The 14,498-nt window shown below is 73.5% G+C and carries 12 protein-coding genes; 4 read left to right on the forward strand and 8 right to left on the reverse strand.

The features are described from left to right. Positions 1–274: 274 nt before the first annotated feature. A complete protein-coding gene (gene yczR / locus ACWGJ2_RS38790) occupies positions 275–1,948 on the reverse strand; it encodes a MocR-like transcription factor YczR (protein ID WP_453351104.1) in 1,674 nt (557 codons plus the stop codon). A 167-nt stretch (positions 1,949–2,115) separates the two neighbouring features. Here yczR and ACWGJ2_RS38795 point away from each other — a divergent pair, with 167 nt between their 5' ends. The 3 genes from ACWGJ2_RS38795 (at position 2,116) to ACWGJ2_RS38805 (ending at position 4,997) form a co-directional block, all read left to right on the forward strand. Beyond that, positions 2,116–2,889 carry a glycerophosphodiester phosphodiesterase gene (locus ACWGJ2_RS38795; RefSeq protein ID WP_453351105.1) on the forward strand — a complete coding sequence of 258 codons (774 nt, stop codon included), beginning with the start codon at positions 2,116–2,118 and terminating at the stop codon, positions 2,887–2,889. A gap of 61 nt (positions 2,890–2,950) precedes the next feature. Continuing rightward, positions 2,951–4,342 carry an MFS transporter gene (locus ACWGJ2_RS38800; RefSeq protein ID WP_453351106.1) on the forward strand — a complete coding sequence of 464 codons (1,392 nt, stop codon included), beginning with the start codon at positions 2,951–2,953 and terminating at the stop codon, positions 4,340–4,342. A 265-nt stretch (positions 4,343–4,607) separates the two neighbouring features. Then, positions 4,608–4,997, forward strand: coding sequence for an RNA polymerase-binding protein RbpA (locus ACWGJ2_RS38805; protein WP_453351107.1), 390 nt, complete (start codon positions 4,608–4,610; stop codon positions 4,995–4,997). Positions 4,998–5,162: 165 nt separating this feature from the next. Here the strand turns inward: ACWGJ2_RS38805 and fxsA are convergent, their stop codons facing one another. The 5 genes from fxsA to ACWGJ2_RS38830 all read right to left on the reverse strand — a co-directional run bounded on the left by fxsA (position 5,163) and on the right by ACWGJ2_RS38830 (position 11,233). Beyond that, entirely contained in the window at positions 5,163–5,837 is a 675-nt protein-coding gene (gene fxsA, locus ACWGJ2_RS38810; RefSeq protein ID WP_453351108.1) for an FxsA family membrane protein, read from the reverse strand. Between the two features lie 3 nt (positions 5,838–5,840). Then, complete coding sequence (locus tag ACWGJ2_RS38815) at positions 5,841–6,608, reverse strand: polyprenol monophosphomannose synthase (protein WP_453351109.1); 768 nt, start codon at positions 6,606–6,608, stop codon at positions 5,841–5,843. Continuing rightward, the gene (gene lnt / locus ACWGJ2_RS38820) at positions 6,605–8,482 is read right to left on the reverse strand and encodes an apolipoprotein N-acyltransferase (protein WP_453351110.1); all 1,878 of its coding nucleotides are present in this window, start codon (positions 8,480–8,482) and stop codon (positions 6,605–6,607) included. Before lnt ends, ACWGJ2_RS38815 begins: the two co-directional genes overlap by 4 nt. Before the next feature lie 566 nt (positions 8,483–9,048). Next, positions 9,049–10,704, reverse strand: a complete 1,656-nt coding sequence (locus ACWGJ2_RS38825; protein WP_453351111.1) for an amidohydrolase — start codon at positions 10,702–10,704, stop codon at positions 9,049–9,051. An 88-nt stretch (positions 10,705–10,792) separates the two neighbouring features. After that, on the reverse strand, positions 10,793–11,233 hold the full coding sequence (locus ACWGJ2_RS38830; protein WP_453351112.1) for an Lrp/AsnC family transcriptional regulator: 441 nt from the start codon (positions 11,231–11,233) through the stop codon (positions 10,793–10,795). A 200-nt stretch (positions 11,234–11,433) separates the two neighbouring features. Here ACWGJ2_RS38830 and ACWGJ2_RS38835 point away from each other — a divergent pair, with 200 nt between their 5' ends. Then, on the forward strand, positions 11,434–11,871 hold the full coding sequence (locus ACWGJ2_RS38835; protein WP_453351113.1) for a hypothetical protein: 438 nt from the start codon (positions 11,434–11,436) through the stop codon (positions 11,869–11,871). 83 nt (positions 11,872–11,954) lie between these two features. Here ACWGJ2_RS38835 and ACWGJ2_RS38840 read toward each other — a convergent pair whose 3' ends face one another. Both ACWGJ2_RS38840 and ACWGJ2_RS38845 read right to left on the reverse strand, forming a co-directional pair. Beyond that, the gene (locus ACWGJ2_RS38840; protein ID WP_453351114.1) at positions 11,955–13,115 is read right to left on the reverse strand and encodes a phosphotransferase family protein; all 1,161 of its coding nucleotides are present in this window, start codon (positions 13,113–13,115) and stop codon (positions 11,955–11,957) included. After that, entirely contained in the window at positions 13,112–14,257 is a 1,146-nt protein-coding gene (locus tag ACWGJ2_RS38845; RefSeq protein ID WP_453351115.1) for a hypothetical protein, read from the reverse strand. The genes ACWGJ2_RS38840 and ACWGJ2_RS38845 overlap by 4 nt, the downstream gene beginning before the upstream one ends. Positions 14,258–14,498: the final 241 nt, after the last annotated feature.

Raw genomic sequence — 14,498 nt, forward strand, 5'->3', positions numbered from 1 at the left:
GCACCGACCCCCACCACACACCAACCCCACACGACCACCAGCACAAGCCAACAACCACGCGGCGCCAGCCACACCGCACCGCAACCACACACCGCACCGAAGCCACCCACCCGCACCCGAAGAACGCCGCCAAGCCACACGACGCCACCCCCGTGAAGCCGCACAAAAACCAGCGCGGGACCCTACGGCACCCACCACACAGGCCAACCGTCCCGCGCAACACCCCCGGCGAACGGGCAACCCCCGTTTCCTTCCGCACCCCGCGAAGGGGCCGTCACGCCACGTAGGACCGAGGCACGTTCGCGTCAGGCACCGCACCCGTGCGGACGAGGTCCGCGGCCGTGGCGAGGCGGCTCGCCGCCTCGCGGGCGAGGGGGTCGGCGATGGTGAACGGCAACCGGACGTACCCCTCGAACGCGCCGTCCACCCCGAACCGCGGCCCTGACGGCACCCGCACCCCCAACCGCTCCCCCGCCTCCGCGATCCGCGACCCGGAAAGACCACCGGTACGGGCCCACAGGGTGAGCCCGCCGAGCGGCACGGTGAACTCCCAGTCGGGCAGGTGCTCCCGGAGCGCGGCGACCAGCGCGTCACGGTTGCCGCGCGCACGCTCACGCCGTACGGCCACCGCCCCCGCCCACGCCTCGCCGTTCATCATGTGGGCGACGGCGAGCTGTTCGAGCACGGGGCTGCCGAGGTCGGCGTAGGCGCGTGCCGCGACCAGGCTGCGGATCACCTCGGGAGCCGCCCGTACCCAGCCGATGCGCAGGCCCGCCCAGATGGACTTGCTGACGGAGCCGACGGTGATCACCGTCGAGCCCCCGGAGTCGAAGGCGGCGACGGGCCGCGGCAGCGGGGTCTCCTCGTCGAAGGCGAGGTCGGCCATGGTCTCGTCGGCGACGAGCACCGTACCGGCGGCGCGCGCCGCCGCGACGAGGTCCCGGCGCTGGTCGTCGGGGGCCAGCGATCCTGTGGGGTTGTGGAAGTCACCGATCACGTAGGCCATCCGGGGCGCCGCGTCCCGCAGCACCTGCCGCCACGCCGTGAGGTCCCAGCCCGCGAGGCCGCCCGCCATGGGCACGGGGACGAGGCGGGCACCGGCGTCGCGCAGGAGCTGGAGCACGTTCGCGTACGAGGGGTGCTCGACGGCGATGCGTTCGCCGCGCGGCGTCAGCAGCCGGGTCAGCGCGGCGACGGCGCCCATGGCCCCGGTGGTGACCATGATCTGCTCGGGCATGGTCGGGACGCCGCGCGCCGTGTAGCGGTCGGCGAGCGCTTCGCGGAGCGCCGGGAGGCCCGCGGGGTAGTCGCCGTGGGTGTGCGCGTAGGGCGGGAGTTCGGCGAGGGCGCCCTGGAAGGAACGGGTCAGCCACGGTTCGGGCGCGGGCAGCGCCGCGCAGCCGAGGTCGATCATGGATCCGGCCGCCTCGGGCGGCAGCGGCTCCAGCCCGCGCGTGGGCACCGGGTTGCCAGCGGGCACGGCGGTCCAACTGCCGCTGCCGCGCCGTGACTCCAGGAAGCCGTCGGCGCGCAGCGCCTCGAAGGCGGCGGCGACGGTCGTACGGGAGACGCCGAGCGCACCGGCGAGTTCGCGCTCGGCGGGCAGCCGCGTGGCCACGGGGACCCGGCCTTCGAGGATGAGGAGGCGCACGCCGTCGGCGAGGGCGCGGTACGCGGGGGTCCGGCGCCCGGACGTCTCGTCCGCCGCCCGCGCGAACCCGGACGGCGCGGCTCCGGAGGACACGGCCCCGGACGACGCGGCATCCGTCGACGCCTCCGCGCCCGCGCCCCCGTCCGAACCGTGCCCGCCCGCCTCCGGCGCGCCCTCCCCGGACGGCCCCACGGGACTGAGCGCACGCGCCGCCGCCCCCGCCGTACCGGAGGCGCGCTGGGAGCCGAGGAGCCGCGCGAGCCGGGTCGCCCCCATGACCGAGGTCCACTGCGCCATTTTCGCGGTCCACCCTTCCGGTATTGGCCATGCGAATGGCCTCTTCCCAGGCCACAGGGTGCCACGGTTCCGGTCATTGCCGCCAGAAAGGGAGATCCACCGCTCGCCGGGCCCGGCCGTCATCCGGTGCGCGGAGGCCCGGAGGCGCACGCGATACTGCGACGGTGATGAGCACAGCGGACCCCCGGCACCCCTTCCTCTCCGGCCCGGCGCCGCTCGCCTTCGCCCACCGCGGCGGAGCCGCGTCGGGGCTGGAGAACACACACGGAGCCTTCGCGCACGCCCTCGACCTCGGTTACCGCTATCTGGAAACCGACGTCCACACCACGGCCGACGGCCAGTTGGTCGCGTTCCACGACGCCACCCTGGACCGGCTGACGGACGGGCACGGCCCGATCGCCCGGCTGCGCTGGGACGAGGTGCGGCGCGCACGCGTCGCGGGGCGTGCACGGGTGCCGCTGATGCGTGAGCTGCTGGAGTCGTTCCCGCAGGCGCGCTGGAACATCGACGTGAAGGCCGAGTCCGCGCTCGTGCCCCTGCTGGAGCTGCTGGAGGAGACGGACGCCTGGGACCGGGTGTGCGTCGGCTCCTTCGAGGAGGCCAGGGTCGCGCGGGCCGCGTCGCTGGCCGGCGTCCGGCTGGCCACGTCCCTGGGCACCCGTGGGGTGCTGGGGCTGCGGCTGCGCGCGTTCCGGCTGCCTGGCGCGGTGCGGCCCGGCGCCCTGTGCGCGCAGGTTCCGGAACGGCACGCGGGGGTACGGGTGGTGGACCGCGCGTTCGTCAGGGCGGCGCACGCGCTCGGCATGCAGGTGCACGTGTGGACGGTGAACGACCGCGAGCGGATGCGGGCGCTGCTCGACCTCGGGGTGGATGGCATCATGACCGATCACTTGGAAACGCTGCGTGAGGTGCTGACCGAGCGGGGAGCCTGGCCTGGCTGACCGCCGTGCCCCGCGTGGGACGGCGTACGGCGAGGAGTTGGGGGGCCGGGTGGATGCTGCCGTGACGGAACCGGGAGGCAAGGGCGCCGAGGGGGGCGAGGGGGCCAACGGAGAGACGCGGGAGGCGCGGGAGTCGCGCCGCAGGGAGCAGCGCGGCTGGTACTTCTACGACTGGGCCGTCTCGGTCTTCTCCACCAGCGTGCTCACGGTCTTCCTGGGCCCGTATCTGACGGAGGTCGCGAAGGCCGCCGCCGGCCCCGACGGCTTCGTCCACCCCCTGGGCATACCGGTGCGCGCCGGTTCCTACTTCGCGTACGCGGTCTCGGCCTCGGTGCTGCTGTCGGTGCTGGTGATGCCGCTGGCCGGGGCCGTGGCCGACCGGAGCGGCAGGAAGAAGCCGATCCTGGCGGCCTCCGCCTATCTGGGCGCGGCGGCGACGGCGGGCATGTTCTTCCTGGACGGCGACCGCTATCTGCTGGGCGGGTTCCTGCTGATCGTGGCGAATGTGTCGCTGGCCGTCTCGATGGTGATCTACAACGCCTTCCTCCCCCAGATCGCACCGCCCGAGGAGCGGGACGCCGTCTCCTCGCGCGGCTGGGCCTTCGGCTACGCCTCGGGCGCGCTGGTGCTCGTCGCCAACCTGGGCCTGTTCCTCGGCCACGAGTCCTTCGGCGTGCGCGAGTCGGTCGCGGTACGGATCTGTCTGGCCTCCGCCGGTGTGTGGTGGGCCGTCTTCACGCTCGTACCGCTGCTGCGACTGCGGGACAGGCCCGCCGCCCCCGGAACGGGACAGTCCCCGCGCACCCCGCTCGGCGGCGGCTGGCGCCAGTTGGCCCGCACCCTGCGCGAGCTGCGCCGCTATCCGCTGACGATGCTGTTCCTGCTGGCCTATCTCGTCTACAACGACGGGGTGCAGACCGTCATCACCCAGGCGTCGGTCTACGGCTCGGAGGAGCTGGGCCTGGACCAGACGACGCTGATCGGCGCGATCCTGCTGGTGCAGATCCTGGCGGTGGCCGGGGCGCTGGGCATGGGCAGGCTGGCCGAGCGGTACGGCGCCAAGCGCGTGATCCTGGGCTCGCTGGTGGCGTGGACGGCGACGGTGGGCGCCGGGTACTTCCTGCCCGCGCGGGCCCCCGTGTGGTTCTTCGTGCTGGCAGCGGGCATCGGGCTGGTGCTGGGCGGCAGCCAGGCGCTGTCGAGGTCGCTGTTCTCGCAGCTCGTCCCCGCGGGCAAGGAGGCGGAGTACTTCTCGCTCTACGAGGTGAGCGACCGCGGCACGAGCTGGCTGGGCCCGCTGCTCTTCGGCCTCGCCTACCAGCTCACGGACAGCTACCGCGCGGCGATCATCTCGCTGGTGGTCTTCTTCGTGCTGGGATTCCTGCTCCTGTGGAGGGTGCCCGTGAGGCATGCCGCGGCGGCGGTGGGGAACCCTTCACCGGACCGGATTTAGCTCCTGGGCCCGCGGCCCGGTAGTGTAACTCCTTGGCCCACCGGATGGACCGTTACTGCACGCCAAAGAGATGCGAACGCTGGGTGACATCTCCTGTCAGATGTGACAAACCGGGCGCTGGTGGGTACCGCATATTCGACGAAGCGGCGGCACGACGGGCGACGCATGTCCCTTTACGGGAATCTTCACCGCCGACCGGACGTTGACTGGATGACGACGACAGCGACACCTGTCCTGTGGGCGACAAGCCCGGGAGGCACGATTCATGAGTGAGCGAGCTCTTCGCGGCACGCGACTCGTGGTGACCAGCTACGAGACCGACCGCGGTATCGACCTGGCACCGCGCCAGGCCGTGGAGTACGCATGCCAGAACGGACATCGTTTTGAGATGCCGTTCTCGGTAGAGGCCGAGATTCCGCCGGAGTGGGAGTGCAAGGTGTGCGGCGCACAGGCACTCCTGGTGGACGGCGAGGGGCCGGAGGAAAAGAAGGGCAAGCCCGCGCGTACGCATTGGGACATGCTCATGGAGCGGCGCACCCGCGAGGAGCTGGAAGAGGTGCTGGCCGAGCGACTGGCCGTACTGCGTTCCGGCACGATGAACCTCGCAGTGCATCCGCGCGATGACAGTGGTGGGAACAAGCGCAAGTCCGCCTGAGGGCGAGACGGGCGTCCACCGCCCCATAGACAAGCACGAGGGCCTGTGACCACGACCGGTGGTCACAGGCCCTCGTGCTGTCCTGCCTGCCCCGGCCCCGTACACCTGGTGCCCCGTCCCGTACGACGGTCCCGTCCGGCGGACGGCCGGGCCTTGGCTCAGCGCTCAGCGGCCCGCCGAGGGGTTCCCGGACTCGTCGTCGTCCCGGACGACCTCACCCTGGACGACCTTGCCGTCGGGCCGGTGCATGCGGACCTGCTCCTCGGCCTTGCGCGCCTGCTGGTAGGCGTCACCCAGCGTGCCCGGAGCGAAGCCCTCACGGCGGCCGAAATAGCGCTGTGTCGAACGCCGCATCAGCCGCGCGGTGGGCGGGAAGAGGCACAGCAGCCCGGCCACGTCGGAGAGCAGCCCGGGGACCATCAGCAGCAGCCCGCCCAGCATGGCGAGCGCGTTGCCCCCGCTCCCGCTCCTGCGGGCCTCCTCTTCCTCCTCGGCCTGCGGCTCGCCGCCCTGGGCCTGCGCCTGGGCGCGCTGCACGCTGCGGGTGAGGTTCTGCCAGGCGCGGCGGCCCGCGCGCTTGATCGCGAGGGAGCCGAGGACGAAGCCCGCGACCAGCACGGCCAGCACCGTCAGCCCGCCCGCGGCCTCGCCGACGAGGACCAGCAGCCAGATCTCCAGCAGTGCCCACACCGCGACGCCCAGCGGGATGAACCGGCGGGCGCGGGAGCGCGGGCGCGGCTCGCGCCCTTCACCGGGGGCGCCGGGGCCCTGGCCGTGCCGGTGGCGGGCGCCGTCCTGCTCGGGCGGGGGCTCGTAGGGGAAGGGTGCGCGGGTCGTCATGGTTCAAGTGTGCCTGCGGCCGAGGATTTTCTTCACCCGGCCCTCGACCCCCCAGGCGGCCACCCGCCAGAGTGCCTCGGCGACGATGTCGCGGCTCATCTTGGAGTTGCCGCGCTCGCGCTCGACGAAGGTGACCGGCACCTCCACGACGCGCAGCCCCGCGTGCACGGTGCGCCGGGTCAGGTCGATCTGGAAGCAGTAGCCCTGTGAGGCGACCGTCTCTATGCCGATGCTCTCCAGCGTCTCCTTGCGGAAGGCGCGGAAGCCCGCCGTGATGTCGCGCATGGGGACGTCGAGGAGGAAGCGGGAGTAGGTGCTGGCGCCGCGCGAGAGGTACTCGCGGGACTTGGGCCAGTTGACGATCCGCCCGCCCGGCACCCAGCGGGAGCCGATGACGAGGTCGGCGCCGCCGAGCGCGGTGAGCAGCCGGGGGATCTCCTCGGGCTGGTGGGAGCCGTCGGCGTCCATCTCGATGAGGACGCCGTAGCCGTGCTCGATGCCCCAGCGGAAGCCCGCGATGTAGGCGGCGCCGAGGCCCTCCTTGCTGCTGCGGTGCAGTACCTGGACCGCTTCGTCGTCGGCGGCGATCTCGTCCGCGATCTTCCCTGTGCCGTCGGGGCTGTTGTCGTCGGCCACCAGCACGTGCACCTCGGGCACCGCCGTGCGCACGCGCGCGATGACCGACTTGAGGTTGTCCGCCTCGTTGTACGTCGGGATGATCACGAGGGCCTTGCCGAGCGGGCCGTACTCCCGCGCTTCGCCGTCCGTCACCGCTGCTGCCCCTCTTGCCCCGCTGCTGTCCGCGCTGATGCCTGCTCTGTCGTCTGCTCCGCCTGCGCTGCCGGGTCCGCCCCTCCGGCCGCCCGGCGACGTGTCCTGCGGCCGAGGAACAGGGCCCCGGCGCAGGACAGGACGCCCACCATAGCGAGCACCCATTCGGGAAGGGCGCCCACTCGGTCGGCGACCGTCGTGTCGTCGCGCAGCGGGAGGCTACCCGTGAGGGTGTCCCGCGTGAACTCCTGGGTGCGCTGCTCGACGGTGCCGTCCGGGGAGACGATCGCGCTGATCCCGCTCGGCGCCGCCGTGACGACGGCCCTGCCGTGCTCGACGGCCCGCAGCTTGGACATCACAAGCTGCTGTTCGGGCTGGCCCGTGTTGCCGTAGGTGGCGTTGTTGGTCTGGACGACGAGGGCGCGGGCGCCCGCGTTGACCGTGTCGCGGGGGATCTCGTCGTAGGCGACCTCGAAGCAGATGACGTCGCCGAGGCGCGCGGGGCCCGTCTGGAGGACGCCGGAGTGGTCGCCGGGCCAGAAGTCGCGGGGGACGCGCTGGAGCCGCGTGATGACCTTGCTGAGCTGGTCCCTGAAGGGCACGTACTCGCCGAAGGGCACGGGGTGCTGCTTGGTGTACGAGGCGCCGGGGCCCTTCTCGGGGTCCCAGACGATGCCCTGGTTCTCGACATAGCCCTCCTTGGTCGGGTGGTCGACCAGGGCTCCGACGAGGACGGGGACGCCGATGGCCTTGACCGCCTCGTCGATGCGGTCGCCCGCTTCGGGCCACTTGTAGGGGTCAAGGTCGGAGGAATTCTCCGGCCAGATGACGAGGTCCGGGCGCTTCACCTCGCCCTTCTTGACCTTCCGGGCCAGCTCCAGGGTCTCCTCGACGTGGTTGTTGAGGATCTTCATGGGGCGGCCGAGGAAGTCCATGCCGGGCTGCTCCACGTTGCCCTGGACCACGGCGATGTCCACCCGGTCGTCGGCCTCGGTGGGGACCGGTACGGCGTAGCCCGCGGCCGTCACGGCGACGGCCAGGACGAGCGACCCCGCGGCCGGCACGTAAGCGCGCGGCCCCTTCGTCGCCCCCTCCCCCGCGTGACGCTCCCCCGCACGTCCGCGCAGCGCCCAGAGGGCGACGGCGGTGGCCGCGAGGAGGGTGCCGGTCAGCGCGACGGCGAAGGTGACCAGGGGGGCACCGCCGAGCGCGGCCAGCGGGGTGTAGGGCGAGCCGGTGTTGGCGAACGCGAGCCGTCCCCAGGGGAAGCCGCCGAAGGGCACGCGGTCGCGGGCCCACTCCTCGGCGACCCACAGGCAGGCGCCCCACAGCGGCCACAGGCGCACCCGCGAGGTGACGGCGAGCGCGGCACCGAGCGCCGCGAGGAAGAGGCCCTGGAGGAAGGCGAGGCCCAACACGGCGTCCCAGCCGATGACATGGAGCCACTTCAGCAGGACGGTGAAGAAGGGCCACCCGAACGCGAGCCCGAGCCAGGCGCCCTGACGGCCCGTACGGCCGCGTGCCAGGAGGCCGAGCGCGGCGACGGAGACGAGCGAGAGCGGCCACGCGCCGTACGGCGGGAAGGCCAGTGCGAGGGCGACGCCGGAGAGGGCCGCCAGGGCCGTACGCGGGATCTCGCGCCGCACGAGCGCGCCCGCGCGCCGCCACCGTCCCGCGACGGGCGCACCGGGCTCCTGCCGCGCGGGGCCGCTGGTTTCGCGGCTCGCCCCGTCGTCGGCGGGTCGGGCGCCGTCGGCCTCGCGGCCCTCGTGCCCCTCGCGGCCTTCGGGCGCGGCGGACCGGGGCGTGTCCGGCTCCTTCGCGGACTGGCCGCCTGGAGCGGATGCGTCGGTGGTGTCGGAGCCCGATGGCACGGTCGCGGCCTTCCTACAGGTCGTGCGGTGGTGGAGCGACCGTATAACGCGCGGGGCGCCGCGCGGGCCCGGGGTGCGGAAAGCCTGGGGTTCACGCCTGCGGCCGGGCGACAGGTGGGGGCCTGCGCGGGAGCGGGCAGGCGCGTACGCGGCGCGTGACCTTCTGCGGATCGGGGCCCGGCACCCTTCGGGCCGACCTGGGACTCGCTGGCTGCGAGTCGACCGAAAGCCGTTGTCTACTGAGCGACCGGGCCCCACCCGGGTCACACCTGCCGACCGGGCGAAACCTTCCGCCCCCGTGCCGCGGGCGCTGGACCTGGCTCCCAGTGGTGGTGTACCGGTGCGGCGCACCACCCCATGGCCCAGCGGCGTTCGACGACTGCGCGGAAATTTCCCGGTCGGACGTCCTGTGGTGGACCCGGCCGAACCTACCCGTCCACTGGCGCCGCCTGTCAACAGCCGTATGACCTGCGTCGTTTCGCTAAATCACCAGGTCAGTGAGCGGTGCCCCACGGGGGTCCGACAGGCCGAGGGCACATCGTTCGGCGGTATGGGAGTCCCCACTGTCACTCGAACGGCCCCGCGTACACCGTCCTGCCCCCGACCACCGTCCGCAGGCAGGTGGGGAGTTGGCCGCCCGGCGTGAGATCGGGCAGGCCAGGGGTGCCGGAGCGGGGGTCGGTCGACCAGTTGGCGACCCGGTTGTCGGGGGTCTGGACGACCAGTTCCCCGGCGCGCCACACCGCGTAGTCGGCGGGCGCCCCGGGCACCAGGACGCCCGCGTCGTCGCGGCCGAGCGCGCGCCAGCCGCCACGGGTGTGCGCGGTGAAGGCGCCGCGCACGGAGATCCGGTGCTCGGGGGTGCGGTGGAAGGCGGCGGCGCGGATGGTGCCCCACGGGTCGAGCGGGGTGACGGGGCTGTCGGAGCCCAGGGCGAGCGGGACTCCGGCGCGCAGGAGGGCCGCGTACGGGTTGAGGGTGCGGGCGCGCTCCCGACCCAGGCGCTGCGCGTACATGCCCTCGTCACCGCCCCACGCCGCGTCGAAGGCGGGCTGCACGGAGGCGGTGAGGGCCAGCTCGGCGAAGGCGGCGACGGTGGTCTCCGTCAGCATCTCCGCGTGCTCGACGCGGTGCCGGGCAGCGCGTACGCGGTCGAGGCCCACCTTCTCGGCCGCCGCGCGCACGCCCTCGGTCACGGCGGTGAGCGCGGCGTCCCCGATGGCGTGGAAGCCCGCCTGGAGTCCGGCCTCGGTGCAGGCGGCGACGTGGGCTGCGATCTCGTCGGCGTCCAGGTGGGCGCTGCCGGTGTGCCCGGGCGCGTCGGCGTAGGGGGCGTGCAGGTGTGCCGTGTGGGAGCCGAGGGAGCCGTCGGCGAAGAGGTCCCCCGCGGCCCCGACGGCGCCGAGGGCGCGGATACGGGCCGCGTCGGCGGGCGACGTGACCTGCTCGGCCCAGTAGCCGTGCACGCGGGGCCCTGGCGCCTCAGGGGACACCGTGGCGAGTTCCAGGAGGGAGACGAAGTCGTCCTCCCCGGAGATGTCGGGGCCCGCGCACTCGTGGACGGCGCCGATGCCCAGGGAGGCGGCGCGGTCCAGCGCCGCGCGCTGGGCCTCGGCGCGCTGGGCTGGGGTGACGGTGCCGTAGGCGGCGGCGCGCACGGCGTGGTGCGCGTCGCCGGTGAGCGGCCCTTCGGGCTCGTAACCGGCCAGTCGGGTGACGCCGGGGACGAGGTCGAGCAGCGCCGTGGTGGCCAGCGCCGAGTGGACGTCGACGCGGCTGAGGTAGAGGGGGCGGCCTCCGGTGGCGCGGTCCAGCTCCTCGCGGGTGGGGTGGCGGCGCTCGGGCCAGGCGGCGGCGTCCCAGCCCGTACCGAGGAGGACGCGGTCGCCGGTGCGTGCCTCGGCGTGCGCGCGCACGCGCTCCAGCGCGTCAGCGAGGCAGGGCGCGCCGGAGAGGTCGAGCCCGGTCAGCGCCAGCCCGGTGGACGTGGTGTGCACATGTGCGTCCGTGAACGCGGGGGTGACGAGTGCGCCGTCGAGGTGAACCGTCTCGTCCACGCCGTCGGCGAAGGAGTCGGCGGCGCCCTCGGAGCCCACCCAGGCGATGCTGTCGCCCTCCACGACCATCGCGGTGGCGAAGGGGTCGGCCGGGCTGTGGACCTCGCCGCCCCTCAGCAGGAGGGTGCGGCTCTCGTGGGGACCGGGGGCGGTGCGCTCGCTCATGGGGACAGTTTCCCGCCCCGGCGCGGGGCCCTGGACCGCGGGGTGGGCCGTCCGGGCCTCCCAAGACCCCCGGACCCCGGCGCGCGCGTCAGATGCGCGGGGGCCGTGCCTCGTACGGGGTGGACAGGACGACCGTCGTCCGGGTGGAGACGCCCGAGAGGGAGCGGATGCGGGCCAGGAGGTGTTCCAGCTCGATGGGCGTGGCCACACGCACCTTGAGGATGTAGTTCTCGTCGCCCGCCACGCTGTGGCACGCCTCGATCTCCGGGACGTCGGCGAGGCGCTCCGCGATGTCGTCGGGGGCGCTGGGGTCGAAGGGTTTGACCGAGATGAACGCGGTGAGCGGCAGGCCCACCGATTCTGGGTCCACGAGCGCCGCGTAGCCGCGGATGACGCCGCGCTGCTCCAGACGGCGCACGCGCTGGTGCACGGCCGATGTGGACAGGCCGGTGGCCTTGCCCAGGTCGGTGTAGCTCATCCGCCCGTCCTTGACGAGCAGTTCCACGATCTGTCGGTCCAAGTCCTCCACAGCAGGTCAACCTACTGTGCCCGGCGCACTCCGGCACAGCGGGCATCGCCCGGGTGCCGCACTGGGGCGTAGTGTGTGAGCAAGGCCACACCGATGCCCCCGTGTCCGCTGGGGCGTCGCGATTATGCGGGTGACACGGCGGGAAGTGCTTGCTGTGGCCGGGGGCGAGCTGCCCGGCAGGTCCACCCGAGGGGGATTGCATGCGCACTGTGAAGTCGGTCCGCGCCAGTGAACAGGACGCCGAGAACGGCGATGACCTGGCCTTCGACGCCTATGACGCCGACACCTATGAGATCTACCGCGTGAACTGCCCGGACTGCGGTCAGCCGATCGCGCTGCTGGCGGAGGAGGAGATGCTCCCGGAGCACGCGCTGTGCGCGACCCGGTGGGACCCGTTCGGGCTGACGGTCTGCCCCGGTTCCGGGCGTGCGGCGGCGGACGCGGTGTCCTCCGGCGAGGAGCCGGAGACCCAGGAGCGGGACGTGGCGGCCCTGTTGACGCTTCCCGAGGGCCTGGACTGGCGGAAGCAGCCGTTCTCGCACGTGGGCGGCCCCTCCGCGCGGCCGATCCGGGTGCCGGGCCAGACCGTGCGCGCTGACCTCGCCGCCCGCCCTGACCGGACCGTACAGCCGGGATAGACACTGGACGGGGAAGCCGGGGGGCGGAAACGGGGGCGGGGCAGGACCCCGCCGTCCCACTGCCCCGCCACCACGGCGCCCGGTTACCAGTAGCGGTTCTCCAGCATCGCCTCCAGCGTGGCCCGGTGCATGATCAGGTCGTCCGGGTCCCGTGGGGCCACGGCCTCGCCGAAGTGGATCTGCCGGTAGGCGATGCGGAGCATCAGGATGGCGTGGCGCAGCGCCGCGTAGAGGGTGTGGAAGTCCATCGCGCGCGGTGTGTGTCCGGTGAGTTCGGCGTAGCGCGCCTCGACGGCGTCGCGGCGCAAGAAGTCCGGCAGCCCCCGCTGCCCGGTGGACTCCGTCAGGTCCTGGAAGAAGCGGTGGAGGAACACCGTCCAGGAGAGGTCGAGTTCGCGCGGTCCCAGGGACGCCATCTCCCAGTCGAGCACGGCGACGGGTGTGAAGCCGTCGTAGACGACGTTGCCGATGCGCGCGTCGCCCCAGCACAGCACCGTGTCGCCCTCCTCCACCGGCCAGTTGGCCTCCAGCCAGGCGAAGGCGCGCTCGATCAGCGGTGAGCGCGGGCGCCCCTCGACGACCCAGTGGTAGTAGGCGCGCTGCGCCTCGACGTGGTGACGCAGCGGGCTGCCCGCTTCCTCGGAGTCGCCCTCCTCGGTGTCCGCGCCGGCGGCCGGGCCCGGGTCGGCGGCGAGGAACTCGGCTTCCCGTAGGGGTACTTGGTCGTGGAGGCGGGCGAGGAGCGCGACCGACTCGGCTTCGAGGCGGGCGCGTTCGGCGTCGGTGGCCGAGTGCAGCCAGTTGCCGTCGTACGTGTAGGGCATGACGTCGGGCGGTACGCGGCCCCGCACCCGCTCCATCACGAAGAAGGGCGCGCCGAGGTGCCGTTCGTCCTCCTCCAGCCACAGCACACGCGGCACGGGCACATCGCTGTGCGCGGCGACGAGGGCCATGGTGCGGTACTGGCGGGCCATGTCGTAGCGGGGGAAGACGGTGTACGCGGCGGGGTCGGCGGCGAGCCGGAGGGCGCAGGCGGTGACGGGCGCCTCGGCGTGCTCGAGGCCGAACAGCACCGTCTCGCTCGACATGCCGTTGCTTTCGGGAACGACCGGATCGGTGACGCGGGCGCCCGGCAGGCGGTCCCCGAGCCAGGCGTTGAGGCGTTCGGCGAGTTCTGCGGGGTCGCGGGTGGTGGTGCGGGGGCGGGGGCCGGGGCGGGGCGCGGGGCCGGGCGCGGAGGTCATGGCCGCTCCTCCCCCGGCGCGTTCCCGGGCGCGTTCCCCGGTGTGCCGGGCGCGGTGTCGCCGTAGCCGGTGAAGCCGCTGGGGTCGTGGCGGCCGAAGCTGCCGTGCTCGAAGATCCCGTATCCGGTGCGGCCTTCGAGGGTGAAGCGGGCGGCGTGGTCGGTGACGCCGTAGGCGGACAGGGGGTGGGCCGAGGGGTCGGAGAGGTCGTAGACGCGGCGCTCGTTCCAGCCGCGCCCGCGCCAAGTGCCGTGCTGCCAGTCGTCGGCGGGCGGGTAGCCCGCGCCGACGGCGAGGGGCGAAGAGGTCAGCGTCTCCACATGGAGTTCGAGGGGTTTGCTTCCGTGACCGGACGGAGGTGCGTCGAGGTGGACGACGGCGCGCTCGGGGTGGCGGGTGCCCGGCCGGTAGGCGATCTCGGTGCGGGGCCAGCCGAGCTGGGTGTCGCGGTGCCCGTCGCGCACGAGCAGCGCCTCGTTGAGCGTGCGGTAGCCGTCGGCGTCCTCCTGTGCGATGACGACGAGGAAGCGGTCGGCGAAGCGGACGGGGCTCCAGATCCAGTGGAAGCCCTCGGGCCTGGCCTCTTCGGCGGCCCGGCCGCCCTCCTCGCCGGGTATCGGGCGGGTGCCCCAGCTCCGGTCGCGGATGCCCGTCCACTGCTCCGCCGTGACGGGGAGGTCGGTGCCGTCGGCCCTGATGACCCCGGTGACGTGGCCCGCCTGCACGAAGCGCCGCCCTTCGAGGATGAGGCGGTCCCCCCGTCGCTGGGTGTGGTGGGGCTCCCAGACGGCGGGGAAGTCGGCGGTCCACGTGAGGTCGTAAGAGAGGGAGCCCTCCCCTCCCCCGTCGGGCCCCTCGCTTCCCTCGCCCGGGTCGCACTGGAGCCTGAAGCGCTTCAGCGGCTCCTCGACAGTGATGCGGAAGGGGCCGACGGCCAGGCTCATCCGGTCCTCGCCGAGGGCGTCCGACGCACGCACGGCGAGCAGCCGGTCCCCGAGGCGGAGGGTCGCGTAGGCGTCGATGACGCCCGTGTTGGGGTAGACGCCGAGCCCGGCGACGAGCAGGGCGCGGCCCGTATGGTCGAGCACCTGGAAGATGCACCGGTCGTAGGCGTTGCGGTCGCCCGTCGCGACGTGCCGCATGGACAGGGGCACCTGGTGGACAGGGTACTCGTCGAGCGGGACGGGTCGCTCGTCCGCGAGGGGGTGTGCGCCCGTACGGGGTGGGCCGTCCGCGCCGGACGCGCCGGGCCGGGCCTCCGCGCGGGGGTGGTCCGCTGACTCGCCGGTCTCTGGTGCCACGGTCTGCCTCCTCGATGAGGGCGGGTGGCGGCGCGCCGGACAAGGGCGGCCCCCTCGGCGGAGCTTGACGGTACGTCAGCTC

This window comes from Streptomyces sp. NPDC054796 (genome assembly GCF_053611545.1).

Excerpts from the sequence above, each read along its gene's own strand:
- ACWGJ2_RS38805 (WP_453351107.1), top strand. The coding sequence starts at position 4,608 with ATGAGTGAGCGAGCTCTTCGCGGCACGCGACTCGTGGTGACCAGCTAC.
- ACWGJ2_RS38835 (WP_453351113.1), top strand. The coding sequence starts at position 11,434 with ATGCGCACTGTGAAGTCGGTCCGCGCCAGTGAACAGGACGCCGAGAAC.
- fxsA (WP_453351108.1), bottom strand. The coding sequence starts at position 5,837 with ATGACGACCCGCGCACCCTTCCCCTACGAGCCCCCGCCCGAGCAGGAC.
- yczR (WP_453351104.1), bottom strand. The coding sequence starts at position 1,948 with ATGGCGCAGTGGACCTCGGTCATGGGGGCGACCCGGCTCGCGCGGCTC.
- ACWGJ2_RS38825 (WP_453351111.1), bottom strand. The coding sequence starts at position 10,704 with ATGAGCGAGCGCACCGCCCCCGGTCCCCACGAGAGCCGCACCCTCCTG.
- ACWGJ2_RS38840 (WP_453351114.1), bottom strand. The coding sequence starts at position 13,115 with ATGACCTCCGCGCCCGGCCCCGCGCCCCGCCCCGGCCCCCGCCCCCGC.
- ACWGJ2_RS38845 (WP_453351115.1), bottom strand. The coding sequence starts at position 14,257 with ATGCGGCACGTCGCGACGGGCGACCGCAACGCCTACGACCGGTGCATC.
- ACWGJ2_RS38795 (WP_453351105.1), top strand. The coding sequence starts at position 2,116 with ATGAGCACAGCGGACCCCCGGCACCCCTTCCTCTCCGGCCCGGCGCCG.